We start from the raw sequence: 23,481 nt of genomic DNA on the forward strand, positions 1-23,481 counted from the left end.
AAAAAACTAAACGCGGAGTTATTTCTCCTACTACCGCGGCGCAGGGTTCAGTGTTATGTTCATACATTAATCAGACATAATAACGATTCTCCACTCAGCGAATAAAAATCCCGGTGCGTTAGTCCCCTGTCAGGCTGGTACGATTAGCGGCTGAATCGCTTTTGAAGAGTTAACAGACCTTTTATGCATGCTTTTTAATCTTTGTTCCGATTCGACGATTCAGCACCTGCTCGCTAGCGGGTTAGTGAGGAGCGCTCATGTTGCTGGTTACCTGGGATAGCGTTCTGGTGACGGTTTCCTTAATCGTTGCTTTTATCGCCTCATTTACGGCGCTGGATACCGCCGGACGTGTCGCCGTGTCGCGTGGCTTCCTTGCCCGTTTGTGGTTGGTGGCAGGTGGCACCGCGATGGGCATTGGCGTATGGGCCATGCACTTTATCGGCATGTTGGCGATGATGCTGCCGATGACTATGCGCTTCGATGTGACGCTGACCTCGCTGTCGCTGGCAGTCGCCATATTGGCCTCGATCTTTTCCTTCGCGCAGGTGGTGCGCGGTAGCCATCTGACGTTCCGCCGCCTGGTACGTGGCACCCTGATCCTCGGCACTGGGGTAGTGGTAATGCACTTTCTCGGCATGAACTCGCTGATGATTGAGCCCGCTATTCAGTGGAATATGAAACTGGTTGTCCTGTCAGTGCTCATCGCCTATAGCGCTGCGGGTGTCGCGCTGTGGCTGGCGTTTCATCTGCGTCAGGGGGATGGCCTGCTGATCATGCGCGCTTATGCAGCACTGGCGATGGGGATCGCCATTGCTGGTATGCACTACGTGGGCATGGCCGCAGCACAGTTCAACAATACCAGCAGCATGATGGAGCATGGTGTGAGCGATCAAGGGCTGGCAGTGTGGGTCACCATCATCACGCTCAGTATTCTGGGTATCACCTTGTTGATTTCCATGCTCGATGCCCAGCTACGTGCAGCACGTCTGGCGGCCAAATTAAAAAACGCTAATAACGAGCTGCATCAGTTAGCGATGCACGACACACTCACCACCTTACCGAACCGGGTGCTGCTGGAGCAGCAACTCGATGCTGCCGTCAAACACGCGACCCTCAACGATCAAACCTTCGCGCTGATGTTCATGGATCTCGACGGCTTTAAGGCGGTCAACGATACCTGGGGACATCATGTTGGTGATCGCTTACTTATCGCTGTTGCCACGCGACTGCGTAATCAGTTGCGCAAAGATGCGATGCTGGCGCGCCTCGGGGGCGATGAATTTGTGTTGCTAAGCCCGGACTGTGATGGCCTGCAAGCGGCTGCGCAGGCCCAGCGTCTGGTGAACACCATTGACGCCCCCTTCGAACTGGAGCGTTACTCACTGCGTGTCTCGCTTAGCGTGGGTATTGTCATCTTTCCGCTGCATGGTCGCAGCAAGCAGGAGATGATGTTCAACGCCGATTCGGCGATGTATCACACCAAACATAGCGGACGTAACGGCTGGTGCCTGTACGAACCGGCCATGAGTGCGGTAGCGCAATATCAGCTGGCGCTGGCCAACGATCTGTGGAGTGCGCTGGAGCATCAGGAAATGCGCCTGTTCTATCAACCGAAGTTCTGCGCCGGTGGCACGTTGCTGGTGGGCTTTGAAGCGCTGCTGCGCTGGCAACATCCGCGCCGGGGATTGCTGATGCCGGATATGTTCCTGCCGCGAGCCGAGAAAACCGGACAGATTATCGCGTTGGGGAACTGGGTGATTAACGAAGCCTGCCGCCAGCTGCGGCAGTGGCATGACGAAGGAAACAACAGCTGGAGCGTCTCGGTTAACCTGTCGGCGCTGCAATTTCATCAGCGTGATCTGATCGACAGTCTGAGTGAAATTCTGCAACGACACGGCTTGCCGGAAGGGATGCTGATGCTGGAAATCACCGAAACCATCGCCATGCGTGACCCGCAGTTCAGCCAGCAGCGTATTGCTGAGTTGCATCAGTTAGGTGTCCGGGTGGCAATCGACAATTTTGGTATCGGTTATGCTAACTTGCTGCATCTGAAACATCTGGAGGCGACCGAGCTGAAGATTGATCGCAGCTTCATCAATAGTCTGCGTGCCGACAGTGAAGATGCCACGGTGGTCAGTGCCATGATCACGCTGGCGCAGAGCCTGAATCTGCGCATGGTGGCCGAAGGTGTGGAAACGGAAGAACAGCAACGCTTATTGACTGGGCTGGGTTTTGACATGTTGCAAGGCTATTTGCTGGGGAAACCGACACCGGCAGAACGCATCAGTGAATTCACCGTGGTGGCGGCAACCGCGCCACTGAGCATCCCCGATAACGTCGCACCACTGGCAGGTGCCTGACAAGTAATTTTGATTTTCTAAATCGCAATCTTTCATCGTTCAAAGACTTATAACGACAGCACGACTGTCGGTAAATTGTACAATAATATTTATGTATTTTACTTTTTGTTAACAACACCACAGCTGCTAACCCAGCTATGACTTGGGAACTCACTATGTTAGTGACTTCGTACGATTGGTATACCGTCATCGTCTCCATTCTGGTGGCGATGCTGGCCTCATTTACCGCGCTGGATATGGCGGGGCGAGTGGCCACCTCCACCGGCAAGACGGCGCTGGTGTGGCTGCTTGGCGGCGGCTTCGCTATGGGCATTGGCATCTGGGCGATGCACTTCATCGGCATGCTGTCGATGAGCCTTGATATGGTGATGAGCTACAACCCTTTATTGACGGCAGTCTCGATGGTGATTGCCGTGCTGGCGTCGATCTTCGCCCTGTGGCTGGTCTGCTCCGGTGAGCTGCCCTGGCCGCGTTTGTGCGGCGGAGCGGTGGTGCTCGGCACTGGCGTAGTGGCGATGCACTACACCGGCATGGCCGCGTTGATGTTTGCACCTGGCATTGTCTGGAACGGGTATTGGGTGGCTGCGTCAGTGGTGATCGCGCTGGTCGCCTCCGGTGCGGCGCTGTGGCTGGCGTTTAACCTGCGTGAAGGACATGGTCGCGTCACCCTGCTGCGCCTGGGGGCCTCGGTGGTGATGGGCTGTGCCATCGCGGGTATGCACTATACCGGTATGGCGGCGGCGAATTTTCCGATGCAAAGCCACGCGACACATATGGGCGTTAACAGTAACTGGCTGGCGATGCTGGTGACGGTGGTAACGCTATCGATTCTGGGCATTACCCTGCTGGTATCCATGCTGGATGCAAGGATGCAGGCACGAACCTCCATCCTCGCGCGTTCGCTGGCCGAGGCCAACCGTGAACTGGCGCAGCTGGCGTTGCATGACAACCTGACACGCCTGCCGAATCGTATTTTGCTGGAAGATCGCCTCGACCAGGCCATCAATAAAGCGGATCGCGAACACTCGCATTTTGCGCTGATGTTTATGGATCTTGATGGCTTTAAAGCGGTTAACGATGCCTTTGGCCACCATGTCGGTGACAATCTGTTGATCGCGGTAACCGAACGCATGACCGGGCAGATGAAAGGTCACTACACGCTGGCGCGCATGGGTGGCGATGAGTTTGTGTTGCTGATTGAAATCGACGATCCGAACGATGCCGCCGCTGCTGCTGATGCGCTGGTGAAGGCGATTGAAAAGCCGTTCAGCATCTCACGTTATGAGTTAATGGTGTCGCTGAGCATCGGTATCGCCGTGTATCCCGGCGATGGTGTCGATGAACGTGAACTGATGTTTAACGCCGACGCCGCGATGTATCACACCAAAAACAACGGGCGCAACGGCTACAACTTCTTCCAGCCCTCAATGAACACCCTGGCGCAGAGCCAGCTGCAATTAAACAACGACCTGTGGCAGGCGATGGACAACAACGAGCTGCGGCTGTTCTATCAACCCAAATATTGTGCGCCGAGCGGACCGATCATTGGTTTTGAGGCGTTGCTGCGCTGGCAGCACCCGACGCGCGGCTTGCTGACACCCGATAAATTCCTGCCGATGGCGGAGAAGACCGGAATGATCATCAATATCGGTAACTGGGTGATCAATGAAGCCTGCCGCCAGCTGCACTGCTGGCATTTGCAGGGACATCCGCACTGGTCAGTGGCGGTCAACCTGTCGGCGTTGCAGTTTGAGCAGAGCAATCTGGTGGAAACCGTCACGCAGGCCTTGTCGCAGCATCAGATTCCGGCTGAGCTACTGACGCTGGAGGTCACCGAAACCACCGCGATGCGTGACCCGGAGGAGAGCGTCCGTATCCTGACCGAGCTGACCAATATGGGGGTGAAAGCCTCGATTGATGACTTCGGCACCGGCTATTCCAGCCTGTTATATCTCAAGCGGTTACCGGCCAGTGAGCTGAAAATCGACCGCGCCTTCGTTAATGAGCTACAGGCAAAATCAGAAGATGCTACCATCGTCTCGGCGATTGTGGCGCTGGCACAGTCGCTGGATTTGAAAGTGGTGGCCGAAGGGGTAGAAACCGAGGGACAGCAGGCGTTTCTGACCGGGCTGGGTTGTAACACGCTACAGGGATATCTGCTGGGCAAGCCGGTACCACCAGAACGCATTGGCGAACTACCGGAGTTTGTGACCCCGGCGGCGGAACTGGAAGTTACCGCGAAGTAAGCCTTTTATGAATATGTAGCGACGGAGATTCAGGTGGCGAAATATCAGCAGCTGGTTGATCAACTGCGGGAACAAATTGAAGCCAACATCTGGCAGCCAGGGGAAAAACTGCCGTCGCTGCGTCAGCAGGCCGATCAATCCGGCCTCAGCCTGATGACGGTGATGCACGCTTACGAAGTGCTGGAAAGCCAGGGCTGGATTCTGTCGAAACCGCAGTCCGGCTACTATATCGCGCCCCGTGCGGCGGCTCCTCGCCCGCGTCTGCCAACCCAAACTGTGGCCCTCCCTGAGCAGACCGACACCAACAGTTTCGTGTTTGATGTGCTGCAAGCCACGCGCGATCCGGCCATTATGCCGTTTGGCTCCGCCTTTCCCGATCCTGAACTGTTTCCGCAGCGCCAGCTGATGCGTTCGCTGGTGAAAGTCTCGCATAACCTGAAACCGACCGATGCGCTCAACAACCTGCCGCCGGGTAACGCTGATTTGCGCAAAATCCTTGCCCAGCGCTATGCGCAGCAGGGCATAACCATCTCACCGGATGACATTGTGATCACCAACGGTGCGATGGAGGCGCTCAACCTGAGCTTACAGGCGGTGACCGAACCCGGCGACTGGGTGGTGATTGAGAACCCCTCTTTCTATGGCGCGTTACAGGCGATTGAACGCCTGAAACTGAATGCGATTGCAGTCGCCAGCGACGTGGAGCAGGGGATTGATTTTGACGAACTGGAACAGGCGTTACAGCGCTGGCCGGTAAAAGCCTGCTGGCTGATGACCAACCGGCAAAATCCGCTCGGGTTCACCTTAAGCCATGCGCGCAAGGAGCAGCTGGTCACGCTGCTTGAGCGCTACGGCGTGGCGCTGATTGAAGATGATGTGTACAGCGAACTGTGGATTGGTGACGAAAAGCCGCTCCCGGCGAAAGCCTTTGATCGTAACGGCGACGTGATGCATTGCGGCAGCTTCTCCAAAAATCTGGTGGCGGGGTTTCGTATTGGCTGGGTGGCGGCCGGTCGCCACGCCCAGCGCGTCCAGCGTATCCAGCTAATGAGTACGCTTTCCACCAGCGCCCCCATGCAGCTGGCGCTGGCCGATTTCCTCTCCACCCGCAGCTACGACAGCCATCTGAAGCGACTACGCCAGACGCTGGCAAAACGCAAACAGCTGGCGCGTGCGGCGCTACAGCAGGTGCTACCCGCAGAGGCCCGCATCAGCGATACGCCAGGTGGCTATTTTTTATGGATTGCCTTACCCGCCGGTATCAATACCACGCAGCTGTATCATCTGGCGTTAAAGGAAGGGATTAGTATCGCGCCGGGGCAGCTGTTTTCCAGCAGTGAGGATTTTCGCCACTGCTTCCGCTTCAATACTGCCTGGCCGTGGGATGCGCGCGCCGAAGCGGCGGTGAAAATGCTGGGTACATTGATCAATCAGCTTCACCCGTAACCGCGCGATAAATCGCGCCGCTACGGGTGTGTGGGGGTTATACCTGCGCGGCCTGCTGGTGTCCCCATGTCAGGTAATATACGTCGTAAAAATCGACCTCACCTTTCTGCTGCATCAGGCGATGAATCCCGCTGCGCACCCGATCCGGCGTGCCGGGGTTATCCAGAATCTTCGAGATACCTTGCTGCGATACCGGCTGAATGTAATACCACTCACCGTTGTAGCAAACGCGCAGATCCAGCGCATCAATATCCTCAAAGCGATACTTTGGATTGATATCCAGCAGCATCAGGAAGCTCATCACCAGCACAAACACGGTGGCGAACCAGAACGCAGGCCAGCCAAGCATGTCGGTGGAAAAAATCAGTGCGACGCACAGCGCGTAACACAGGTACATCACTCCCCACAGCCCCGGATGGGTTTTCAGAAACGAAAAGCTAAAACGCGGCCGGTTATCGCGGCGTTCTTCACGGTTCAGGGTAGCGATTTCATCAATCAGGATTTGTTTAATGGCGTCCATTGTTCACCTCTCTTTCACTGCCTGCCAGTAAAGCATGTAACAGTGAAGCGTTGCAGACACAGATCAGTGCAGATTTTTTATAACAGTTGCGCGGTAAATCGCCCTGCGCCGGGTGTTGCGCTCAAAATGTTAAAGAGGTTAATCATTAATTTGGCTTTAGTTAGCAAAATCATGCTTTTATGTGAATTTTGCGGACCTGAGCACATTGTATTGTCATGCGATTTTGCCACACTTATAGCATGTGGCTAACCGGAGAAAGAGTATGACTGTCTACCCATCCAGCCTGCTGTTACTGATGTCTTTCGCCGCTGGCACCTTTTCCGCAGGGGCTTCCAGTAACCCGCAGCATCTTATGTTATCGATCCCGTCCGGCGGTGTGCCGAACAATCCGTTGCCTCTGATCATCTGGCCCGGTGTCGCACCTGATGATGACGACGATGAAAACCAGGATACCGCTGCCTGGTTTGAAAAAACCTTTACGGATAACGGCTGGCCCGCAGCCTGGCGTTATCCTATCTTCCCTTATACCCATTACCACCCGAATACCCATGAAGTGCTGGGTGTCGCGGCGGGTTGGGCGGAAGTGCTATTTGGCGGTGACAGTGGCCGTATGGTGACGTTGCGCGAAGGCGATGCGGTACTGGTTCCGGCAGGGGTCGGCCATAAACAGATCCACGCCAGTGAGGATTTTATGGTGGTTGGCGCCTATCCTGAAGGTATGTCGCCGGAAACGCTGCGCGATGAACCCCGCTTCCTGAGAACCTCTCAGCAGCAGATTCAGCGCGTACCTATGCCGCAGCGCGATCCTTTCACCGGCGGGGAGGGGGCAATGACTGAAATCTGGCTACCAGTCACGCAGCAGCTTGTGCACCGATAAGGTGCAATTTTGTAATAACCCGGCGTCGGCCCACTGATGGGTAGCGTGTGCGTCACAGCGCACACGCGCCTGGCACAGTTTATGCAACAGTGGAATCAGGTCCTCTGATAAGCGCCGGGTAAATCATGAAAGAAAGCTACCAGATAGCATCACACTTCTATGATGAGATGTTGCTGAGCGACGGCCAACACCGCGCTCACTATCAGCACTACTGGGAATGGTTGCAAGCGGCGGACAAAGAGGCAGTGGCGCGTAAACGCGAAGAAGCGGAACTTTTGTTTCATCGCGTTGGCATCACCTTCAACGTCTATGGCGAAGACGGCGGCGCAGAGCGCCTGATTCCGTTCGATAGCGTGCCGCGCATTATTCCTGCCAGCGAATGGGCGATGCTCGATCGCGGTATCCGACAACGGGTACAAGCCCTCAATGCCTTCCTGCATGATATCTACCACCAGCAGCACATCCTGAAAGCGGGCATCATTCCGGCCGAGCAGGTACTGGTCAACGATCAATACCAACCCTGCATGCAGGGCGTTGATCTGCATCGCAATATCTATGCGCATATCGTTGGCGTGGATATGGTGCGTAACAATGATGGCGAGTATTACGTGCTGGAGGATAACCTGCGCACCCCGTCTGGCGTCTCCTATATGCTGGAGAACCGCAAGATGATGATGCGCCTCTACCCGGAGTTGTTTGCCGAGCAGCATGTGGCCCCGGTGGAGCGTTATCCGTCACACCTGTTGCAGACGCTGCGTGAAAGCTCGCCGGTAAACGATCCGGTGGTGGTGGTGCTGACGCCAGGCCGCTTCAACAGCGCCTATTTCGAACACAGTTTCCTCGCGCAGCAAATGGGTGTGGAGCTGGTGGAAAGCGCTGACCTGTTTGTTAAAGATGGCGCGGTGATGATGCGTACCACCGCCGGACCCTGCAAGGTCGATGTGATCTATCGTCGCGTCGATGATGCCTTCCTCGATCCGCTGGCGTTCCGTCCGGATTCGATGCTTGGCGTCCCGGGATTGCTGTCGGTGTATCGTGCCGGGAATGTGGTGCTGGCGAATGCTATCGGCACCGGGGTAGCCGATGACAAATCGATCTACCCTTATGTGCCGGATATGATCCGCTTTTACCTCGACGAAGATCCGATCCTCAACAACGTTCCTACCTGGCAGTGCCGCAATCCGAAAGATCTCACCTACGTACTGGCGAACCTCGACAAGATGGTGGTGAAGGAAGTGCACGGGGCGGGTGGCTACGGCATGCTGATTGGTCCGGTGGCCAGCCAGCAGGAACTGAGCGATTTCCGCGCGCGCTTACAGGCGCGGCCCGATAACTACATCGCGCAAGACACTCTGTCGCTCTCCACCTGTCCGACGTTTATCGACAACGGTCTCGCGCCGCGTCATATCGACCTGCGTCCGTTTGCCCTGTGTGGAGCGGATATCCGTCTGGTGCCGGGCGGTCTGACCCGTGTGGCATTGACAGAAGGCTCGCTGGTGGTGAACTCGTCGCAGGGCGGCGGTACTAAGGACACCTGGGTTCTGGAGGATGATGAATCATGCTAAGCCGCACGGCCAGTGGCCTCTATTGGATGGCGCGCTATCTGGAGCGCGCAGAACAACTTGCCCGGGTGCTGGATGTGACCAACCGGCTGTCGCTGATGCCGGTACGCAACAGCCACGGTGATGAGCTGCTGTTACCGCTCAACCTCACCGGCACGCGTCAGCTGTTTGAAACCCTGAACGGGCGTTTCACCATGCCCCAGCTGTTCAACTTCTTTGCCCTCGACGAACGCAATCCCAGTAGCATTTTTTGCTGCTGGCAATCGGCATGGAACAACGCCCACGCGGTGCGCGGCAGCCTCTCGTCTGAAGTGTGGGAGAGCATCAACTCCACCTGGATTGAGATGCGTAACATGCGCCGTCGTGGCATTTCCAGTGCCAATGCCGACAGCTTTTTCGACTGGGTAAAAGAGCGCTGCCACCTGTTTCGCGGCGCGATGTTTGGCACCCTGCTGCGCGGCGATGCGATGAGTTTTATCCGCCTCGGCACCCTGATGGAACGCGCCGACGGTAGCGCCCGTTTGCTGAGCGTGAATCAGCAATTGCTTGAGCAGCACCCTGATTCGGTGCGCGAATATTACTGCCTCGACACCCTGCTGCGTGCGGTGTCCGCGCGCGAGGCCTACAACGCGATCTTCAAACAACAGCTGATGCCGGATCTGGTCAACGAGATGCTGATCCTGCGCAGCGAAAGTCCGCGATCGTTGCATTCCTGCATCGAAGAGATCGCCAATCAACTGGAGCAGATCGGCAGCAGCGGAGAAGATCGTCCGCGTTACCTCGCCACCGTGCTGTTGGCCGAGATGCGCTTCAGTACCTGGGAAAGCCTGACGCGTGCGGGACTCAACAACTGGCTGAATCACTTCCTGGAAGACATTAATCAATTGGCTGACAGCATTAATCACACCTATCTGGAGGCGAAATGAGACTGAACATCGAGCACAAAACCTGGTATGCCTGGGAGCATCAGGTCAAACTCAGCACCCAGTATCTGCGCCTGACGCCGCAAAATTCGGTGCATCAACAAATTCTGTCGTGGGAGCTGGCGCTGCCGTGTGAAGCCACGCGCACCGTTGATGCTTACGGCAACGTGATGCATGTCCTGACGCTGGATACCCCGCATCAGATGCTGGAGATTACCGCCCGTGGCGTGGTGGATATTCTTGATGATGGTGAGATGGCCGCCGATCCCGATTCCACCCTGTCGCCACTTATTTTCCTGCGCGGCACGCCGCTGACCCAGCCAGATAGCGCGATCCGCGATTTTGCCCTGCGTTACTGGCGAGCGGAAGCGCCACTCGCCAGCCTGGAGAAACTGATGGGCGAGTTGCTACTGAAAATGCCTTACCGCCCCGGCAGCACCCAGGTGACTGATACCGCCGCGAAAGTATTTGCCGCCGGCTCTGGCGTTTGCCAGGATCACAGCCACGTGTTTCTTGCCTGCTGTCGCAGTCTGGGGATTCCGGCGCGTTATGTCAGCGGTTATCTCTATACTGACAATGTCGAACACGTTGCCACCCATGCCTGGGTTGAGGCCTGGCTGGATGGCAGTTGGCACAGCTTTGATATCACCAACAATACCCGCAGTACGCGGCAGCATTTGCGGCTGGCGGTGGGCGTGGATTATCTCGATGCCTGTCCGGTACGCGGTATGCGGCTGGGTGGTGGGGGTGAAGATATGCTGGCGGTGGCCGCGGTGCAACAGGTGCACTCGCAGTAGTAATTTTCTTTGCAGGCGTGACTATGACTTATTGTGTGGCAATGCGTTTATCATCAGGGATGATTTTTGTTTCCGACTCTCGCACCAATGCGGGGGTTGACCATATTTCGTCGTTTCGTAAGTTGCATGTGTTCCAGGTGGATGATGAACGCACGCTGGTGCTGCAAAGTGCTGGCAACCTCGCCACCACGCAAAGCGTGATGAGCCTGCTACGACGCGGTTGTGATGACCACGATCAGCCCAATTTGCTGAATGGGAAATCGCTGTATGACATTGCGCTGCTGGTGGGGGAAATGCTGCGCGAAGTGATCAAGCGCGATGGTGAAGAGTTTGGCGGCACACTGCTGCTCGGCGGCCAGATCCGCGGTGAGGAACCGCGGTTGTTCCAGATCTATCCGCAGGGCAATTTTATTGAGGCCAGCGTCGATACGCCGTATTTCCAGATTGGTGAAAGCAAATACGGCAAACCGATTATCGACCGCGTGTTGCGCTACGAAACGCCGCTCAACCAGGCGATGCAATGTGCGCTGATCTCGATGGATTCTACGCTGGCGAGTAATATCTCAGTAGGGCTGCCGCTGGATGTCATGATTTATCACAGCGACAGTTTTAGCGATAACGAGCAGTACCATATCACCGACCAGCATCCCTATTTTTCGCAGATCCGTCAGCTGTGGAGCAAAGGGTTGCTGAGTGTCTTCTCGCAATTACCCCCGTTGAAACTGTAACGGCGCAATTTATTGCGCCTATTATTAAAGCATGCCGCCACGGTCATAAATCTGAAAGCAAGCCGTTTTAACTTCTGAGCGATAATCGCTCGTTATAAGAAGGTGAACAATGTTTTCTGTTGATCAGGTTCTCAATACTTACTGGCCAGGACATCAACCAGCAGGCTGGCAAAAAAGCCTGCTGAAATGGGTACTGCGTGAAGGGGAGTTTCAGCAATTCGCAGCACGCTACCGCCACCTGCAAGGGGTGGATATGGTAGAGCAGGTGCTGGAGTATCTTGACGTTCGTTGTGAATTAAGTGAACGCGATCTGGAACAGATTCCGGGCACTGGGCCGGTGGTGATAATGGCCAACCATCCGCTCGGCGCGCTGGATGGTCTCGCCCTGCTGGCGGCGGTCTCACAGGTGCGGCGCGATGTGAAAATCGTTGCTAACCGTATGTTGATGATGCTGGAGCCGCTCAATAGCCTGATGTTGCCAGTGGATAATATGGGCAACCGAACCAACCGTGAACAGCTGACCCAGATGCAACGGCATCTCGATAATCAGGGCGCATTAATTATCTTTCCGGCGGGGGAAGTTTCCCGCCTCACCAGCCGTGGTGTGCGTGATCGCGTCTGGCATCACAGCTTCCTGCGTCTTGCTGCGCGTGCCCGTGCCCCTCTGGTGCCGGTGCATGTGATGGGACGTAACAGCCTCACTTTTTATACCGCCTCTCACCTCTCCCCGGCTCTGGCGTTGCTGATGTTGGTGCGTGAAATGTTTCGCCAGCGCGGCTCGCGTATCAAACTGCATATTGGTGAACAGATCCCCTTTGCCCATTGGCACGATGGCCACACGCCGGGCAGAGAGCTGGCGAAACGGCTATGCAAACATCTGTATCGTGTTGGTCAGGGGCGGCCTGGTCTGTTCCAGACCGAAGCGGCGATTGCGCGTCCGGAAGATCGAGCCGAACTGAAAAAAGCGCTGCTGGAGAGTGAACGGCTGGGCACCCTGCCGGATGGTAAGCAGATCTACCTGTGGCGGCGTAACGGCGCCAGCTGGGTGCCGCTGCTGCGTGAGCTGGGGCGTCTGCGTGAGATTGCTTTCCGTGCCGTGGGCGAAGGCAGCGGCAGACGCCGCGATCTGGATAAGTACGATGATGATTATTATCACCTGATCCTGTGGGATGACGCGCAGCTGGAAATTGTGGGCGCGTACCGCTTTATCCCAGGTGCGGAACAGCTGGAACGACGTGGTCTGGAAGGGATCTACAGCGATAGCCTGTTCCATTATGACGAACGGATGCTGCCGATTATCCGTCAGGGGCTGGAGCTGGGGCGTAGTTTTATTCAGCCAGCTTACTGGGGCAAACGCGGGCTGGATTATCTGTGGATGGGCATTGGTGCCTATATCGCTCGTTACCCGGAAACCCGTTATCTGTTTGGCCCGGTGTCGATCTCCGGCGGCATGCCGCTGGCGGCACGTGATCTGCTGGTGGCGTTTTATCGCCTCTATTTCCCCACCGAGCTGCCGCTGGCAACCTCACGCCGTCCCTATCCGGCCTCTCTACCTGAAGTGCTGGCGCAGTTCACCGGCGATAATTATCAGGAAGATTTACGCCGCCTGAAGCATCTGCTCGCCAACCTCGGTACCGCCATTCCGACGCTGTACAAACAATATTCCGAGCTGTGCGAACCGGGCGGGGTGCAGTTTATTGATTTTGGTAGCGATCCCGATTTCAACAACTGTATCGATGGGCTGGTGCTGGTCGATCTGACCCGCGTTAAGGCCGCGCGCTATGAGCGCTATATCGCGATGCATCTGGCGGAGGCTGGCACAGAAACGTAAGGCGGGTGTCACGGGCCTGTCATCTGATTGTCGTAGGGTCTACGGCGTATTGTCAGAGAAAGGCCAGAATTGATGGCGGCTATAACCCTTCGCGGGCTGTGCAAATCCTTTGCGGCACAGCCTGTCCTGCAAGATATCTCCCTGCATATTGCGCAGGGAGAATTCATTGCCGTACTTGGCCCCTCCGGCTGCGGCAAAACTACCTTATTACGTTTGCTGGCGGGCTTTGAAACCGCGGATGCGGGTGAGATTCATGTGGGCGATCGCTGCTTTGCGGCACCCGGCCTGCATCTGCCACCCGAGGAGCGCCAGCTGGGCGTGGTATTCCAGAGCTACGCGCTGTGGCCGCATATGACAGTAGCGGAGAACGTGGCCTACAGCCTGAAAGTCAACGGTGTGGCGCGGACGGAACGCGAACAGCGTACCCACCAGGCACTGGCGCTGGTTGGCTTGCAACCCTTCGCTGAACGCCGTCCGGCGGATCTCTCCGGTGGTCAGCGACAGCGCGTGGCATTGGCGCGCTGCCTGGTGGCGCAGCCCACCCTGGTGCTGCTGGATGAACCGCTCGCCAATCTCGATGTTCATCTGCGCGCTACCATGGAAGAGGAATTTCGCCGCTTCCATCGTCACAGCCATGCCACCCTGCTGTACATCACCCACGATCAACATGAAGCGATGGCGCTGGCCGATCGCATCGTGGTGATGGATGGCGGTCGGGTGATGCAGTACGCCACCCCGCAAACTCTGTGGCGTGAACCGGCCAATGAGATGGTCGCCACCTTTATTGACGATGGCAAAGTGCTGCCGGTGAGCGACATCGAGCCGCTCGGTGACGGGCGGGCGTTCGCCACGCTCTGCGGTAAGCAGGTGTCGCTGCGTTGCGCACCTCAGCAGCCACCGTGTCCACAGGGCAAAGCCAGTTTTCATGCTGCGGATTTTCGCCTTGCCCAGCCGGGCGAAGCGCAGTTTGCCGCGCGTGTGCAGCGTGTGATTTATCGTGGCGGCCACCATCAGCTCAACCTGATGCCTCTGGCTATGCCCGAGAGCAGCCTGACGCTGATGCTGGCGGATGGCCCTGTACCCGTTGCTGATGCCACGATCGGCGTGGCATTGCGCGACGGCTGGATTCTTCCTTCATAACAACTCATGGAAAAGGCTATGCGCACTTCGTTGAATGTTTTGCTGTTATCCAGTGGATTACTGCTTTCCGCCGTCAGCCATGCCGATGCAACGCCGTCGGGCAAGCTGGTGGTGTATACCTCACAAGCGCCGGAAATCGCGCAACAAACCATTGATGCCTTCAAAGCGGCTTATCCCAACATTGAGGTGGAGTGGACACGTAACGGCACCACGCAACTGATGAATGTGCTGCGCACGGAAATGATGAGCGGCGAGGCGAAGCCGGATGTGCTGCTGATCGCCGATGCCATTAACCTCGGTGCGCTGAAAAAAGAGAACCAGCTTTACAGCTACCAGGACGCGCCGGTCAGCCATATCAATCCCTCGTTCTACGACAAAGACAAAACCTTCTTTGGTACCAAAATTATCTCCACGGTGATCGCCTATAACACCCAGCATGCCAAACCGATCGACAGCTGGAATGCGCTGGCGGTGGAAGCCAATAAAGGTCAGATCGCCATGCCCAGCCCGCTTTATTCCGGGGCGGCGCTGTATAAGCTGCATACCGACATCAATACGCCGGATATCGGCTGGAACTTCTACAAAAAACTGGCGGCGATGGGCGTTGCCCCGCAAGGTGGCAATGGTCCGGCACTGAAAGCCGTCGCCAGCGGGCTGGATAAATATGGCGTGATCACCGATGCTGACGTGATCCTGGCAAAGAAAAAAGGATCACCGGTTGATCTGGTCTATCCGAAAGAGGGCGTTTCTTACGTCACCGAACCCGTAGCGATCATGAAGACGGTGCACAACCTGCCTGCCGCCAAAGCTTTTGTGAACTTTATCCTGTCGGAGCAGGGGCAGAAGTTAGTGGTTGAGCAGGGGAACCGCCCGGTTGACGATCGCGTGTCGGCCCCGGCAGGCTTCACGCCGATCAGCCAGATCAAGCTGCTGACGCCAGACGTGGCGAAAGCAATTAACGAAGATGCTGAGGTGCGCGACCAGTTCACCCAGTTATTCGGCGGCTGATGATGAGCGTGCTGAGCAACGAATGGCACAGCCGTGTGCGCAGCGGACAGCGCTGGCGGCTACGCAGCGAAGGGGTGATTCTGGCACTGATGGTGCTGCTGATTGCATCATTGTCGGTGGCCCCGCTGCTGCGCCTGGTGTGGACTGCCATTGCGCCACAGGGGGTGCCGGATGCGGCGCGACTGTGGCGTTTGCTCGCCAGCGAACGCGTATTGATCGCCACAGGCAACACCCTGCTGATTGCCCTCAGCTCAACCGCCATTTCCCTGTTGCTCGGCACCCTTGCCGCCTGGCTGGTGGCACTCACCGATTTGCGGGCGAAAACCGCCTGGGTGTTTGCTTTTATCCTGCCACTGATGATCCCACCGCAGGTCACGGCGCTGGCATGGTTGCAGGCGTTAGCGCCTTCCAGCCCGCTGGCGTTATTGTTTGCCGGGCTGGGGTTGCCGTGGTTTGCACCCGGAGAACAGCCGCTCTATTCCATGACGGGCATTGTGTTGTTGCTGGGTATGCACAATGCGCCGCTGGTGTTTCTTACCGTGCGCGCCGGGTTGCGCCGTCTGCCTGCTGATTTGGTCGAAGCGGCACAGGTCAGCGGGGCATCGCGCTGGCGGGTACTGTTCACCATTATTCTGCCGTTAGCGCGCCCGGCGATTTTTGCCGGAGCGGCGCTCACCTTTGTGGCGGCCGCAGGTAACTTCGGTATCCAGGCGATGTTGGGAATTCCGGCCCGTGTGCCCACCCTGATTACCCTGGTGTATCAGCAGCTGAACGGCATCGGTCCCGCTGCGCTGCCCAATACTGCGGTGTATGCACTGCTGATCGCCATGATCACCCTGGCGGGTATGGGGGCGAGCGCCTGGCTTGGTGGCCGTCATGATGTGCGGGTCAGCGGTGCTCCCCGTCTGTGGCATCAATCTCTGGGGCGTGTGCGCGCGCTGGTGGCGTCGCTGGCCTGGCTGTGGATGGTGCTGACGTTGCTGCTTCCGGTCAGTGCGTTGCTGATCACCGCGCTGACCCACGGTTACGGCCAGGCATTGACCTGGCAAACGCTGACGCTGGAAAACTTCCGCGCTGCCTTGTGGGGTTATCCAGCGGTGCGGGATGCTTTTGTGACCAGCCTCGGCCTGACTACGCTGGCCGCCGTTATCCTGACGCTGACTGCGCTGTTTCTGGCTTATTTCCTCAGCTGGCGACGCACGCGTCTGGTGCGCGGCCTGTGGCTGGCGAGCGAACTCACCTATGCCTTGCCGGGCATTGTCACCGGTGTGGCGGCATTGTTGTTCTTCCTGCGTCCGCTGCCGTTGGTCAATGTGTCGCTGTATGGCACGGTGTGGATCATCCTCGCCGCCTATCTGGCCAACTTCCTTGCTCTGGTGCTGCGTCCGACGCTGGCTGGTTTCGCCCAGCTGGAACCGGCACTGGATGAAGCGGCCCGGCTGTGTGGTGCCGGTTTTCTGCGGCGGATGCGCGACATTTTGTTACCGCTGGCGGCCCCTTCGGCGCTGGCGGGGACGGTGCTGGTGTTCCTCACTGCTCTGAATGAAATCCAGGTATCGGTACTGCTGGTCACGTCCCAGACGCAAACCATTGGTCCCACCATCGTCTTTCTCGACGAAGGGGGATCGGCCTCGCTGGCGGCGGCGGTCGGCTGCCTGATGATTGTGGTGGTTTGTCTGCTGATGGCGCTGGCGACCCGGCTGACGCGGCGTCTGCCGCAGGGGGTATTACCATGGCAAGCGTAACGGCGATTAGCGGCGTGGGCGGCAAGCTGCCTGCGGCGTTCCTGCTGGAGATTGAGGGTTATCGGTTGCTCTGGGATTGTGGTGCGGGTCCGCAACCTGGCGTGCGGCCGGATATCGATGCCATTGGTCAGGTGGATGCCCTTTGTCTGACCCATTCACATATTGATCATGCTGCCTCGCTGGATTGCTGGGCGCGTATCGGTTCACCGCTGGTGTACGCCACCGAACAGACCTGGCTGCAATTGCATGATGCACCGGTCGCGATGCATGCCCGACGTCAGCTGCCGCTGCGCGGGCAGACGGCTCTGGGGCCGTTCAATCTGTTTACCGGTCGCAGCGGGCATTCGCCCGGTTCGGTGTGGTTTCATCTGCCGCTGGCGGGGGGCATTACTTATATGGGCGACTGGAGTCGTGAGTCGCTGTTATTACCGTTTGACTGCCCGCCGGGCGCGAAGCTGCTGATTACCGATGCGTCTTACGGCGATCGGGTACAACGTCTCAGTGAACAGATGGATGCACTGGCGCAGGCCGCGGCTGGCGGGGCGGTAATCGCGGTGCCTGAGCATGGCCGCGGGCCGGAAGTGGCGTTGCAACTGGTGGCGCGCGGGTTAACCGTGCAACTCTGCCCTCAGGTACGGAGCGAAGTGGCGCAGCTGCTGGCACTGGATAAATTGCCTGCCAGCGCGTCGCTGGCATTGCTGCGTTTGTTGCAACAACCGCAGCCAGACCAGTGGCTGCCCGCAAGCGTGATTGTCGCCGCTGATGCGGTGGCGGATGAGGGGCTGGCGGCAGAGCTGAGCGGGCAGGCGGGCTTTCGCTTTATCTTCAGTAGTCATGTCGCAGCGGGTACGCGTGCCGCGCAGTTATTGGCGCAACGCCAGGCGCGCTGGTTGCCGTGGAATGTGCATCCACCGCTCGATGATCAACTCTGGTTGATTGGCAAAACCGGCGCGCAACGCGTGATTCCTGCCTTTGTGGAACCTTCGCAGTGTAAGCAATTTGCCGGGCTGGCACCTCTCTGCTGGCAGCGACAGATTTCACTGCCATCCCATGCCGATACCCCGCGCTTTCCTGTTGAACATCGTCAACGCAGCATAATTAATTAAGTATCCCACTGAACGTTTTCTCGCCACAGCCGATAACCAAACTACCAACTTGTGCCTGTTAGCTGATAGCGCTTGTCAACGCTGCGTATTTGCTATTAAGTCTGCAGAGCAATTAAGAATTTTCCTGGGATGCCAGGTGTCACAAGGCCAGCAATAGGCAAATAACAATGGATAATAATTCTGACGGCATGTATCGGCTGCTAGTGCAGAGCGTGCTTGATTACGCGATTTTTATGCTCAAGCCCGACGGTACGGTGGCGAGCTGGAACGCGGGTGCGCAACGCGCCAAAAACTACACCGCTGAAGAAATCATCGGCAAGAATTTCGCGTTATTTTACAGCGAAGATGACCGCAAAAATGGCGCACCGCATCGCGCTTTATCCACCGCCACCGCCACCGGACGTTTTGAGACTGAAGGCTGGCGCTACCGCAAAGACGGCAGCGCTTTCTGGGCCCATGTGATTATTGATGCCATCCGTGATGAATACGGTGAGCTACTCGGTTTTGCCAAAATTACCCGGGATTGCACCCGGCAGCAGACATTACAGCGCAAACAGCGAGAGCAGGAAGAACGCTTCCGCCTGCTGGTGGAGGGCGTTACTGATTACGCCATCTATATGCTGGATCTGGATGGTAACGTCGAAAACTGGAATGCCGGGGCGCAACGTGCCAAAGGCTATGTCGCTGAAGAGATCGTCGGCCAGAATTTTTCCCGTTTCTACAGCGCCCAGGATCGTCTCAACCATATCCCGGAAAAGAATCTGGGGATTGCCTTTAAAACCGGTCGTTTTGAGGATGAAGGTTGGCGTTATCGCAAAGACGGCAGCGCCTTTTGGGCGCACGTCATTATTGATGCGATACGTGATGACGCCGGGAAGCTGATTGGTTACGCCAAAATTACCCGCGACTGTACCGAACAGCAGGCGCTACTGCGCGCCCAGCGCGAACAGGAAAAGACCTTCCGTTTGCTGGTGGAAGGGGTGCGGGATTACGCCATTTATATGCTGGATGTGCATGGGATGGTGGTGAACTGGAATACGGGGGCACAGCGAGCCAAAGGCTATCGCTCGGAAGAGATTGTTGGCCAGCATTTTTCGGTGTTCTACGGCGCGCAGGAGCGCCAGTCGAAAGCGCCTGATGCCAATCTGGGCATCGCGCTGAAAACCGGTCGCTTTGAAGACGAAGGCTGGCGTTACCGTAAAGACGGTTCGGCATTCTGGGCGCATGTGATCATTGATGCTATCCACAATGAAGAGGGGCGGCTGATTGGTTTCGCCAAAATTACCCGCGACATTACCGAGCGACGTGAACACGAGCAGCAACTGCTGCGCGCGCGGGATCTGGCAGAAGCGCAAAGCACCAAAGCTTCTGAGATATCAAAATTCCTCGATAATATCATCAGCAATATACCGTCCTGCGTGATTGTCGAAGATGCCATCAGTCGCGAGATCCTGATGGTGAATGATAAAGCCGAGCAGCTGTTTGGCATCAATAAGATGCTGATCATGCATAAGCGACCACATGAATGTATGTCGGCGGAACTGAGTGATTACTTCAATAGCCTGGCGGATATTGCGTTACGCAGCGAAGGCATGCATACCCGTGAACAGCTGCTGCTGACGGCAAGCGGCGAGCGTATTCTGCATACCCGCGCCGCCACCATTGCCGGCAAAGATTTACGCCAGAATTTTGTCATGCTGATTGTGGAGGACGTGACCGATCAGCGTGAAGCCGATGCCCGTATTCACCATATGGCGCATCACGATAACCTGACCAGCCTGCCAAACCGTATTTTGTTCCGCCAGAAGCTCAGCGAGGCATTACGCGCCGATCACCAAAGTGGTCATGCCATTGCCACCCTGTGTCTCGATCTGGATAACTTCAAAAACGTTAATGATGCGCTGGGACACCAGATTGGTGACGATCTGCTGAGAACGGTGGCGAAACGTCTGCGTAATGTGCTGCGTGACCACGACACGCTGGCACGAATCGGTGGTGATGAATTTGCCATCGTGCTGCCCAGCGTGCGTAACGCTGATGAAGCGGCGGTGGTGGCGCAGCGATTGATTGAAGCCATCCGTCCCCCGGTGAACCTGGAAGGACATAATCTGTCGGTGGGCCTGAGCGTGGGTATCGCGCTGAGTTCACAGGCCATCAATACGCCGGAACAGTTGCTGCGCTGTGCTGATATGGCGCTGTATGAAGCCAAGCGCAATGGCCGCAATCGCTGCGAACACTTTACGCTGGAGATGGACGATTTGGCGCGCAGCCGTCGGGTGATCGAAAACGATCTGCGTGATGCGATCAGCGGTCGTCAACTGAGGTTGTACTATCAACCGATCACTGATGGTGATGAGAAAGGGATCATTGGCTATGAAGCGCTGATGCGCTGGCATCACCCGATCAAAGGGTTGATCATGCCGAATGATTTTATTCCGATCGCCGAAGAGACCGGATTGATTCATCTGCTGGGAGCCTATGCGCTGTATGAAGCCTGTCGCGAAGCGGCAAGCTGGGAAGGTGAGCAGTCGGTATCGGTTAACCTGTCGCCGTTGCAGTTTAAGAACAGCTCGCTGGTGTCGGTGGTAGAGGGGGCGTTACGTGAGTCAGGACTGGCACCGCATCGTCTTGAAGTCGAGATTACCGAATCGGTATTGCTGGATGACACGCTTGGCAATATCCGCACCCTGCAAAACCTGAAAGCGCTGGGTGTGCAGATTGCGCTGGATGACTTCGGCACCGGTTATTCGTCGCTCAGCTATTTGCGATCCTTCCCGTTCGATAAGATCAAAATCGACAAGTCGTTTATCAACGATATGGGGGACAGTCGGGAAGCGCTGGCGATTATCCGCGCCATCACCGGGATGAGCCGTAGTCTGGATATTCAGATCACCGCCGAAGGGGTGGAGAGCAGTGAGCAGTTCGCCAAATTGCGCGAAGAAGGCTGCACGTTGTTCCAGGGGTATCTGTTCGGTCGCCCGCAGCCGTCGGAGCTGCGTCTGAAAACGCTGGAATAATGGCAAAAACCGTAGCGGTGTGATTTATCACGCAATTGCGCCAGTGCGGGTAAAACCCGCGCGATGAATCGCGCCGCTACAACTAAATGATCTTACGTGATGGGTTGAGCAAGGTCGTCTACCCACCTTTTCAGAAAATTTGATAGTTGATTAACCCTTTGATTCAGGAGTATTAGACATAAGTAAAATTGGCATGTTAGTTAAACAGCAGGAAAGAAACACGTCAGGATCTTCACTGAAAAGTGAACGTGTTTTTATTTAAGGATGTTTTAATAAAGGGATATTTAAAATGGATAAAACAGGTATTTCAATTGGTCTGCTAACTTATATGTCTGAAGGAAATGATAACCCAGACTCAATGTTTTTTAGTAGAAAAATACATCATCCCAGTACTGCCTCGGGCGTAACGATTGGTAGGGGGTATGATATGAAACATAGAACAAAACAAAGTATTATTCATGACTTAATTTCAGCTGGTGTATCACCCAGGCAGGCTGAAGACATATCCAACGCTGCCCATTTATCTGGTGCTAAAGCCGAAGGTTTTGTGGAGAAGAATCGTGATTTGATTGGTGAGATATCCATTAAGCAGCAAGTTTCTTTATTTAATAATACGTATAAACTTTACATCAGCAGGGCGGAGGCCAGATATAAAGCTAAAACTGCTATGATTACAGGCGCGTGTTCATGGCGAAATCTCAACCCGATTATCAGGGATGTGCTGATCGATATCGTTTATCAGGGCATGGAAGGAACTCAGATTATGACAGTTTCATCGTCAAACAATATAGATGATTTGATATATTTTTTAAAAAACACTCCTGTATACTTACAATTTGAAAGAGGTAGGAATAGAATCGGTTACTTAACGTCTCATTGTTGATTTTAGGGATGTCATATGGAATTTTTAAAGTTTCCTTTTATTATCGCACTCGCTTTTTTCTGTAGCTCAACTATAGCTTCGTCCATAAATGATTACAATTCTCTTGATAAACTAAAAAAATTGGATGCTGTTTCATGTCAGGGGGTTAAAGAGTCGGATGGATATTCCGGTCTGTCCTGGTGTATTGATCGTGTCTATGTTGAATCAAACGAAAAAATTAAAAAAAGAGTGGCGGAATATAAAACGATATTGAAAAGGTCTGACGATAAAAAGTATCTATTAGCATTTGAGTCGGCGCAAAAGGCATGGGAGGAATATAAGGTAAAACAATGCTCATGGGAAACAATATCGACGGTTAAAAATAGCGATGCATACAATTATCTTAATTCTCTGTGTGGATTAACAGAGAATTATAACAGACTATCATCGCTTAAGGTTGACCCTGCTATACCATAATGATTGGGTTTGGTGTGGCGGCTGGAGCAGTTGATAAAAGACGGCCCGCTAATGCGGGCCGCTTCAAACTTATGCACCGTGGCTTTCGGTGTTCATTCGTCCCAGATCTTTGTCGATCAGGAACAGGCCTTCGCCTTTGTTGCCTACCAGCGCCAGTTTATCCAGCACGGTTTTGAACAGTTTCTCTTCTTCATGCTGCTCGGCCACGTACCACTGCAGGAAGTTAAAAGTGGAGTAATCCTGGGTGGTCATTGCAGCATGCGCCAGCTCATTAATTTTGCTGGTGATCAGCTTTTCATGATTCAGGGTTTCTTCGAACAGCTCAGCCAGTGAGTTCCAGCTGATCGGCGGTGCTGCAATGCTGCCCAGAACCGGCAATGCACCGGTGTCGCTCAGGTAATCGAACAGGCGCTGCATATGTTCCATCTCTTCGCGTGAATGCATTTTCAGGAAGGACGCTGCACCTTCGTAGCCTTTGTCGCTGCACCAGGCGCTCATTTGCAGATAGAGGTTGGCAGAGAAGAATTCCAGATTCAGTTGGTCGTTCAGACGTGCGGTCATTTCAGCGGTTAACATGGCTGATTCCTTTTTAAATTTTTTAGGTGAGTGCGGTGAATTATGCATCAATATTCACTTTTTTGTGAAGTGATTTTGACAAAAAAAGTGAATTTATCTTATTGATTATAAATGGAATTATTCAGGTTTTTGAATGCGACCGATTATCATTTTTGTCTTCCTTCCAGCCGCGTCCGTTGCACCATATTGGTGCTATAACCTTGCCTTATGGTTGTGCAACGTAGTTCGGATTGAGTTTATTTTCAGCAATCTGCTTCCCG

Annotated in this window: 18 protein-coding genes; 16 read left to right on the top strand and 2 right to left on the bottom strand. The window is 55.4% G+C overall.

The window, feature by feature from the left end:
• Nucleotides 1-257: 257 nt before the first annotated feature.
• The 3 genes from PW844_RS27780 to PW844_RS27790 all read left to right on the top strand — a co-directional run bounded on the left by PW844_RS27780 (nt 258) and on the right by PW844_RS27790 (nt 6,052).
• Nucleotides 258-2,360 (top strand): bifunctional diguanylate cyclase/phosphodiesterase, encoded by a 2,103-nt coding sequence (locus PW844_RS27780; RefSeq protein WP_299459594.1) that lies wholly within the window; start codon nt 258-260, stop codon nt 2,358-2,360.
• 155 nt (nt 2,361-2,515) lie between these two features.
• On the top strand, nt 2,516-4,606 hold the full coding sequence (locus PW844_RS27785; protein ID WP_299459595.1) for a bifunctional diguanylate cyclase/phosphodiesterase: 2,091 nt from the start codon (nt 2,516-2,518) through the stop codon (nt 4,604-4,606).
• Nucleotides 4,607-4,639: 33 nt separating this feature from the next.
• Nucleotides 4,640-6,052, top strand: a complete 1,413-nt coding sequence (locus tag PW844_RS27790) for a PLP-dependent aminotransferase family protein (protein ID WP_299459596.1) — start codon at nt 4,640-4,642, stop codon at nt 6,050-6,052.
• A 37-nt stretch (nt 6,053-6,089) separates the two neighbouring features.
• Here the strand turns inward: PW844_RS27790 and PW844_RS27795 are convergent, their stop codons facing one another.
• Nucleotides 6,090-6,572, bottom strand: coding sequence for a YlaC family protein (locus PW844_RS27795; RefSeq protein ID WP_299459597.1), 483 nt, complete (start codon nt 6,570-6,572; stop codon nt 6,090-6,092).
• Nucleotides 6,573-6,834: 262 nt separating this feature from the next.
• Between PW844_RS27795 and PW844_RS27800 the strand changes: the two genes are divergently transcribed.
• The 13 genes from PW844_RS27800 to PW844_RS27860 all read left to right on the top strand — a co-directional run bounded on the left by PW844_RS27800 (nt 6,835) and on the right by PW844_RS27860 (nt 22,645).
• Nucleotides 6,835-7,449 (top strand): cupin domain-containing protein, encoded by a 615-nt coding sequence (locus PW844_RS27800; RefSeq protein WP_299459598.1) that lies wholly within the window; start codon nt 6,835-6,837, stop codon nt 7,447-7,449.
• A 125-nt stretch (nt 7,450-7,574) separates the two neighbouring features.
• On the top strand, nt 7,575-9,014 hold the full coding sequence (locus PW844_RS27805) for a circularly permuted type 2 ATP-grasp protein (protein WP_084876819.1): 1,440 nt from the start codon (nt 7,575-7,577) through the stop codon (nt 9,012-9,014).
• Nucleotides 9,008-9,937 (top strand): alpha-E domain-containing protein, encoded by a 930-nt coding sequence (locus PW844_RS27810; protein ID WP_299459599.1) that lies wholly within the window; start codon nt 9,008-9,010, stop codon nt 9,935-9,937. Before PW844_RS27805 ends, PW844_RS27810 begins: the two co-directional genes overlap by 7 nt.
• On the top strand, nt 9,934-10,731 hold the full coding sequence (locus PW844_RS27815) for a transglutaminase family protein (protein ID WP_299459600.1): 798 nt from the start codon (nt 9,934-9,936) through the stop codon (nt 10,729-10,731). The genes PW844_RS27810 and PW844_RS27815 overlap by 4 nt, the downstream gene beginning before the upstream one ends.
• A 23-nt stretch (nt 10,732-10,754) precedes the next feature.
• Nucleotides 10,755-11,459 (top strand): proteasome-type protease, encoded by a 705-nt coding sequence (locus tag PW844_RS27820; protein ID WP_084876816.1) that lies wholly within the window; start codon nt 10,755-10,757, stop codon nt 11,457-11,459.
• 109 nt (nt 11,460-11,568) lie between these two features.
• Nucleotides 11,569-13,290 carry a lysophospholipid acyltransferase family protein gene (locus PW844_RS27825; RefSeq protein WP_299459603.1) on the top strand — a complete coding sequence of 574 codons (1,722 nt, stop codon included), beginning with the start codon at nt 11,569-11,571 and terminating at the stop codon, nt 13,288-13,290.
• Between the two features lie 72 nt (nt 13,291-13,362).
• Nucleotides 13,363-14,430, top strand: a complete 1,068-nt coding sequence (locus tag PW844_RS27830) for an ABC transporter ATP-binding protein (protein ID WP_299459605.1) — start codon at nt 13,363-13,365, stop codon at nt 14,428-14,430.
• A 6-nt stretch (nt 14,431-14,436) separates the two neighbouring features.
• Nucleotides 14,437-15,438: an ABC transporter substrate-binding protein gene (locus tag PW844_RS27835; RefSeq protein ID WP_299459607.1), complete on the top strand. Its 1,002-nt coding sequence runs from the start codon at nt 14,437-14,439 to the stop codon at nt 15,436-15,438.
• A 2-nt stretch (nt 15,439-15,440) separates the two neighbouring features.
• Nucleotides 15,441-17,183, top strand: coding sequence for an iron ABC transporter permease (locus PW844_RS27840; protein ID WP_299460470.1), 1,743 nt, complete (start codon nt 15,441-15,443; stop codon nt 17,181-17,183).
• On the top strand, nt 17,171-18,289 hold the full coding sequence (locus PW844_RS27845) for an MBL fold metallo-hydrolase (RefSeq protein WP_299459609.1): 1,119 nt from the start codon (nt 17,171-17,173) through the stop codon (nt 18,287-18,289). Before PW844_RS27840 ends, PW844_RS27845 begins: the two co-directional genes overlap by 13 nt.
• Before the next feature lie 167 nt (nt 18,290-18,456).
• Nucleotides 18,457-21,306, top strand: coding sequence for a bifunctional diguanylate cyclase/phosphodiesterase (locus PW844_RS27850; RefSeq protein ID WP_299459611.1), 2,850 nt, complete (start codon nt 18,457-18,459; stop codon nt 21,304-21,306).
• A gap of 289 nt (nt 21,307-21,595) precedes the next feature.
• Nucleotides 21,596-22,189 (top strand): calcium-binding protein, encoded by a 594-nt coding sequence (locus PW844_RS27855; protein ID WP_299459613.1) that lies wholly within the window; start codon nt 21,596-21,598, stop codon nt 22,187-22,189.
• 15 nt (nt 22,190-22,204) lie between these two features.
• On the top strand, nt 22,205-22,645 hold the full coding sequence (locus PW844_RS27860) for a lysozyme inhibitor LprI family protein (protein WP_299459615.1): 441 nt from the start codon (nt 22,205-22,207) through the stop codon (nt 22,643-22,645).
• A gap of 69 nt (nt 22,646-22,714) precedes the next feature.
• On the opposite strand, the gene ftnA is transcribed toward PW844_RS27860, so the two are convergent.
• A complete protein-coding gene (ftnA, locus tag PW844_RS27865) occupies nt 22,715-23,221 on the bottom strand; it encodes a non-heme ferritin (RefSeq protein WP_299459617.1) in 507 nt (168 codons plus the stop codon).
• Nucleotides 23,222-23,481: the final 260 nt, after the last annotated feature.

Origin of the sequence: Pantoea sp. (assembly GCF_028283705.1) — a bacterium.
GTDB lineage: Bacteria > Pseudomonadota > Gammaproteobacteria > Enterobacterales > Enterobacteriaceae > Pantoea.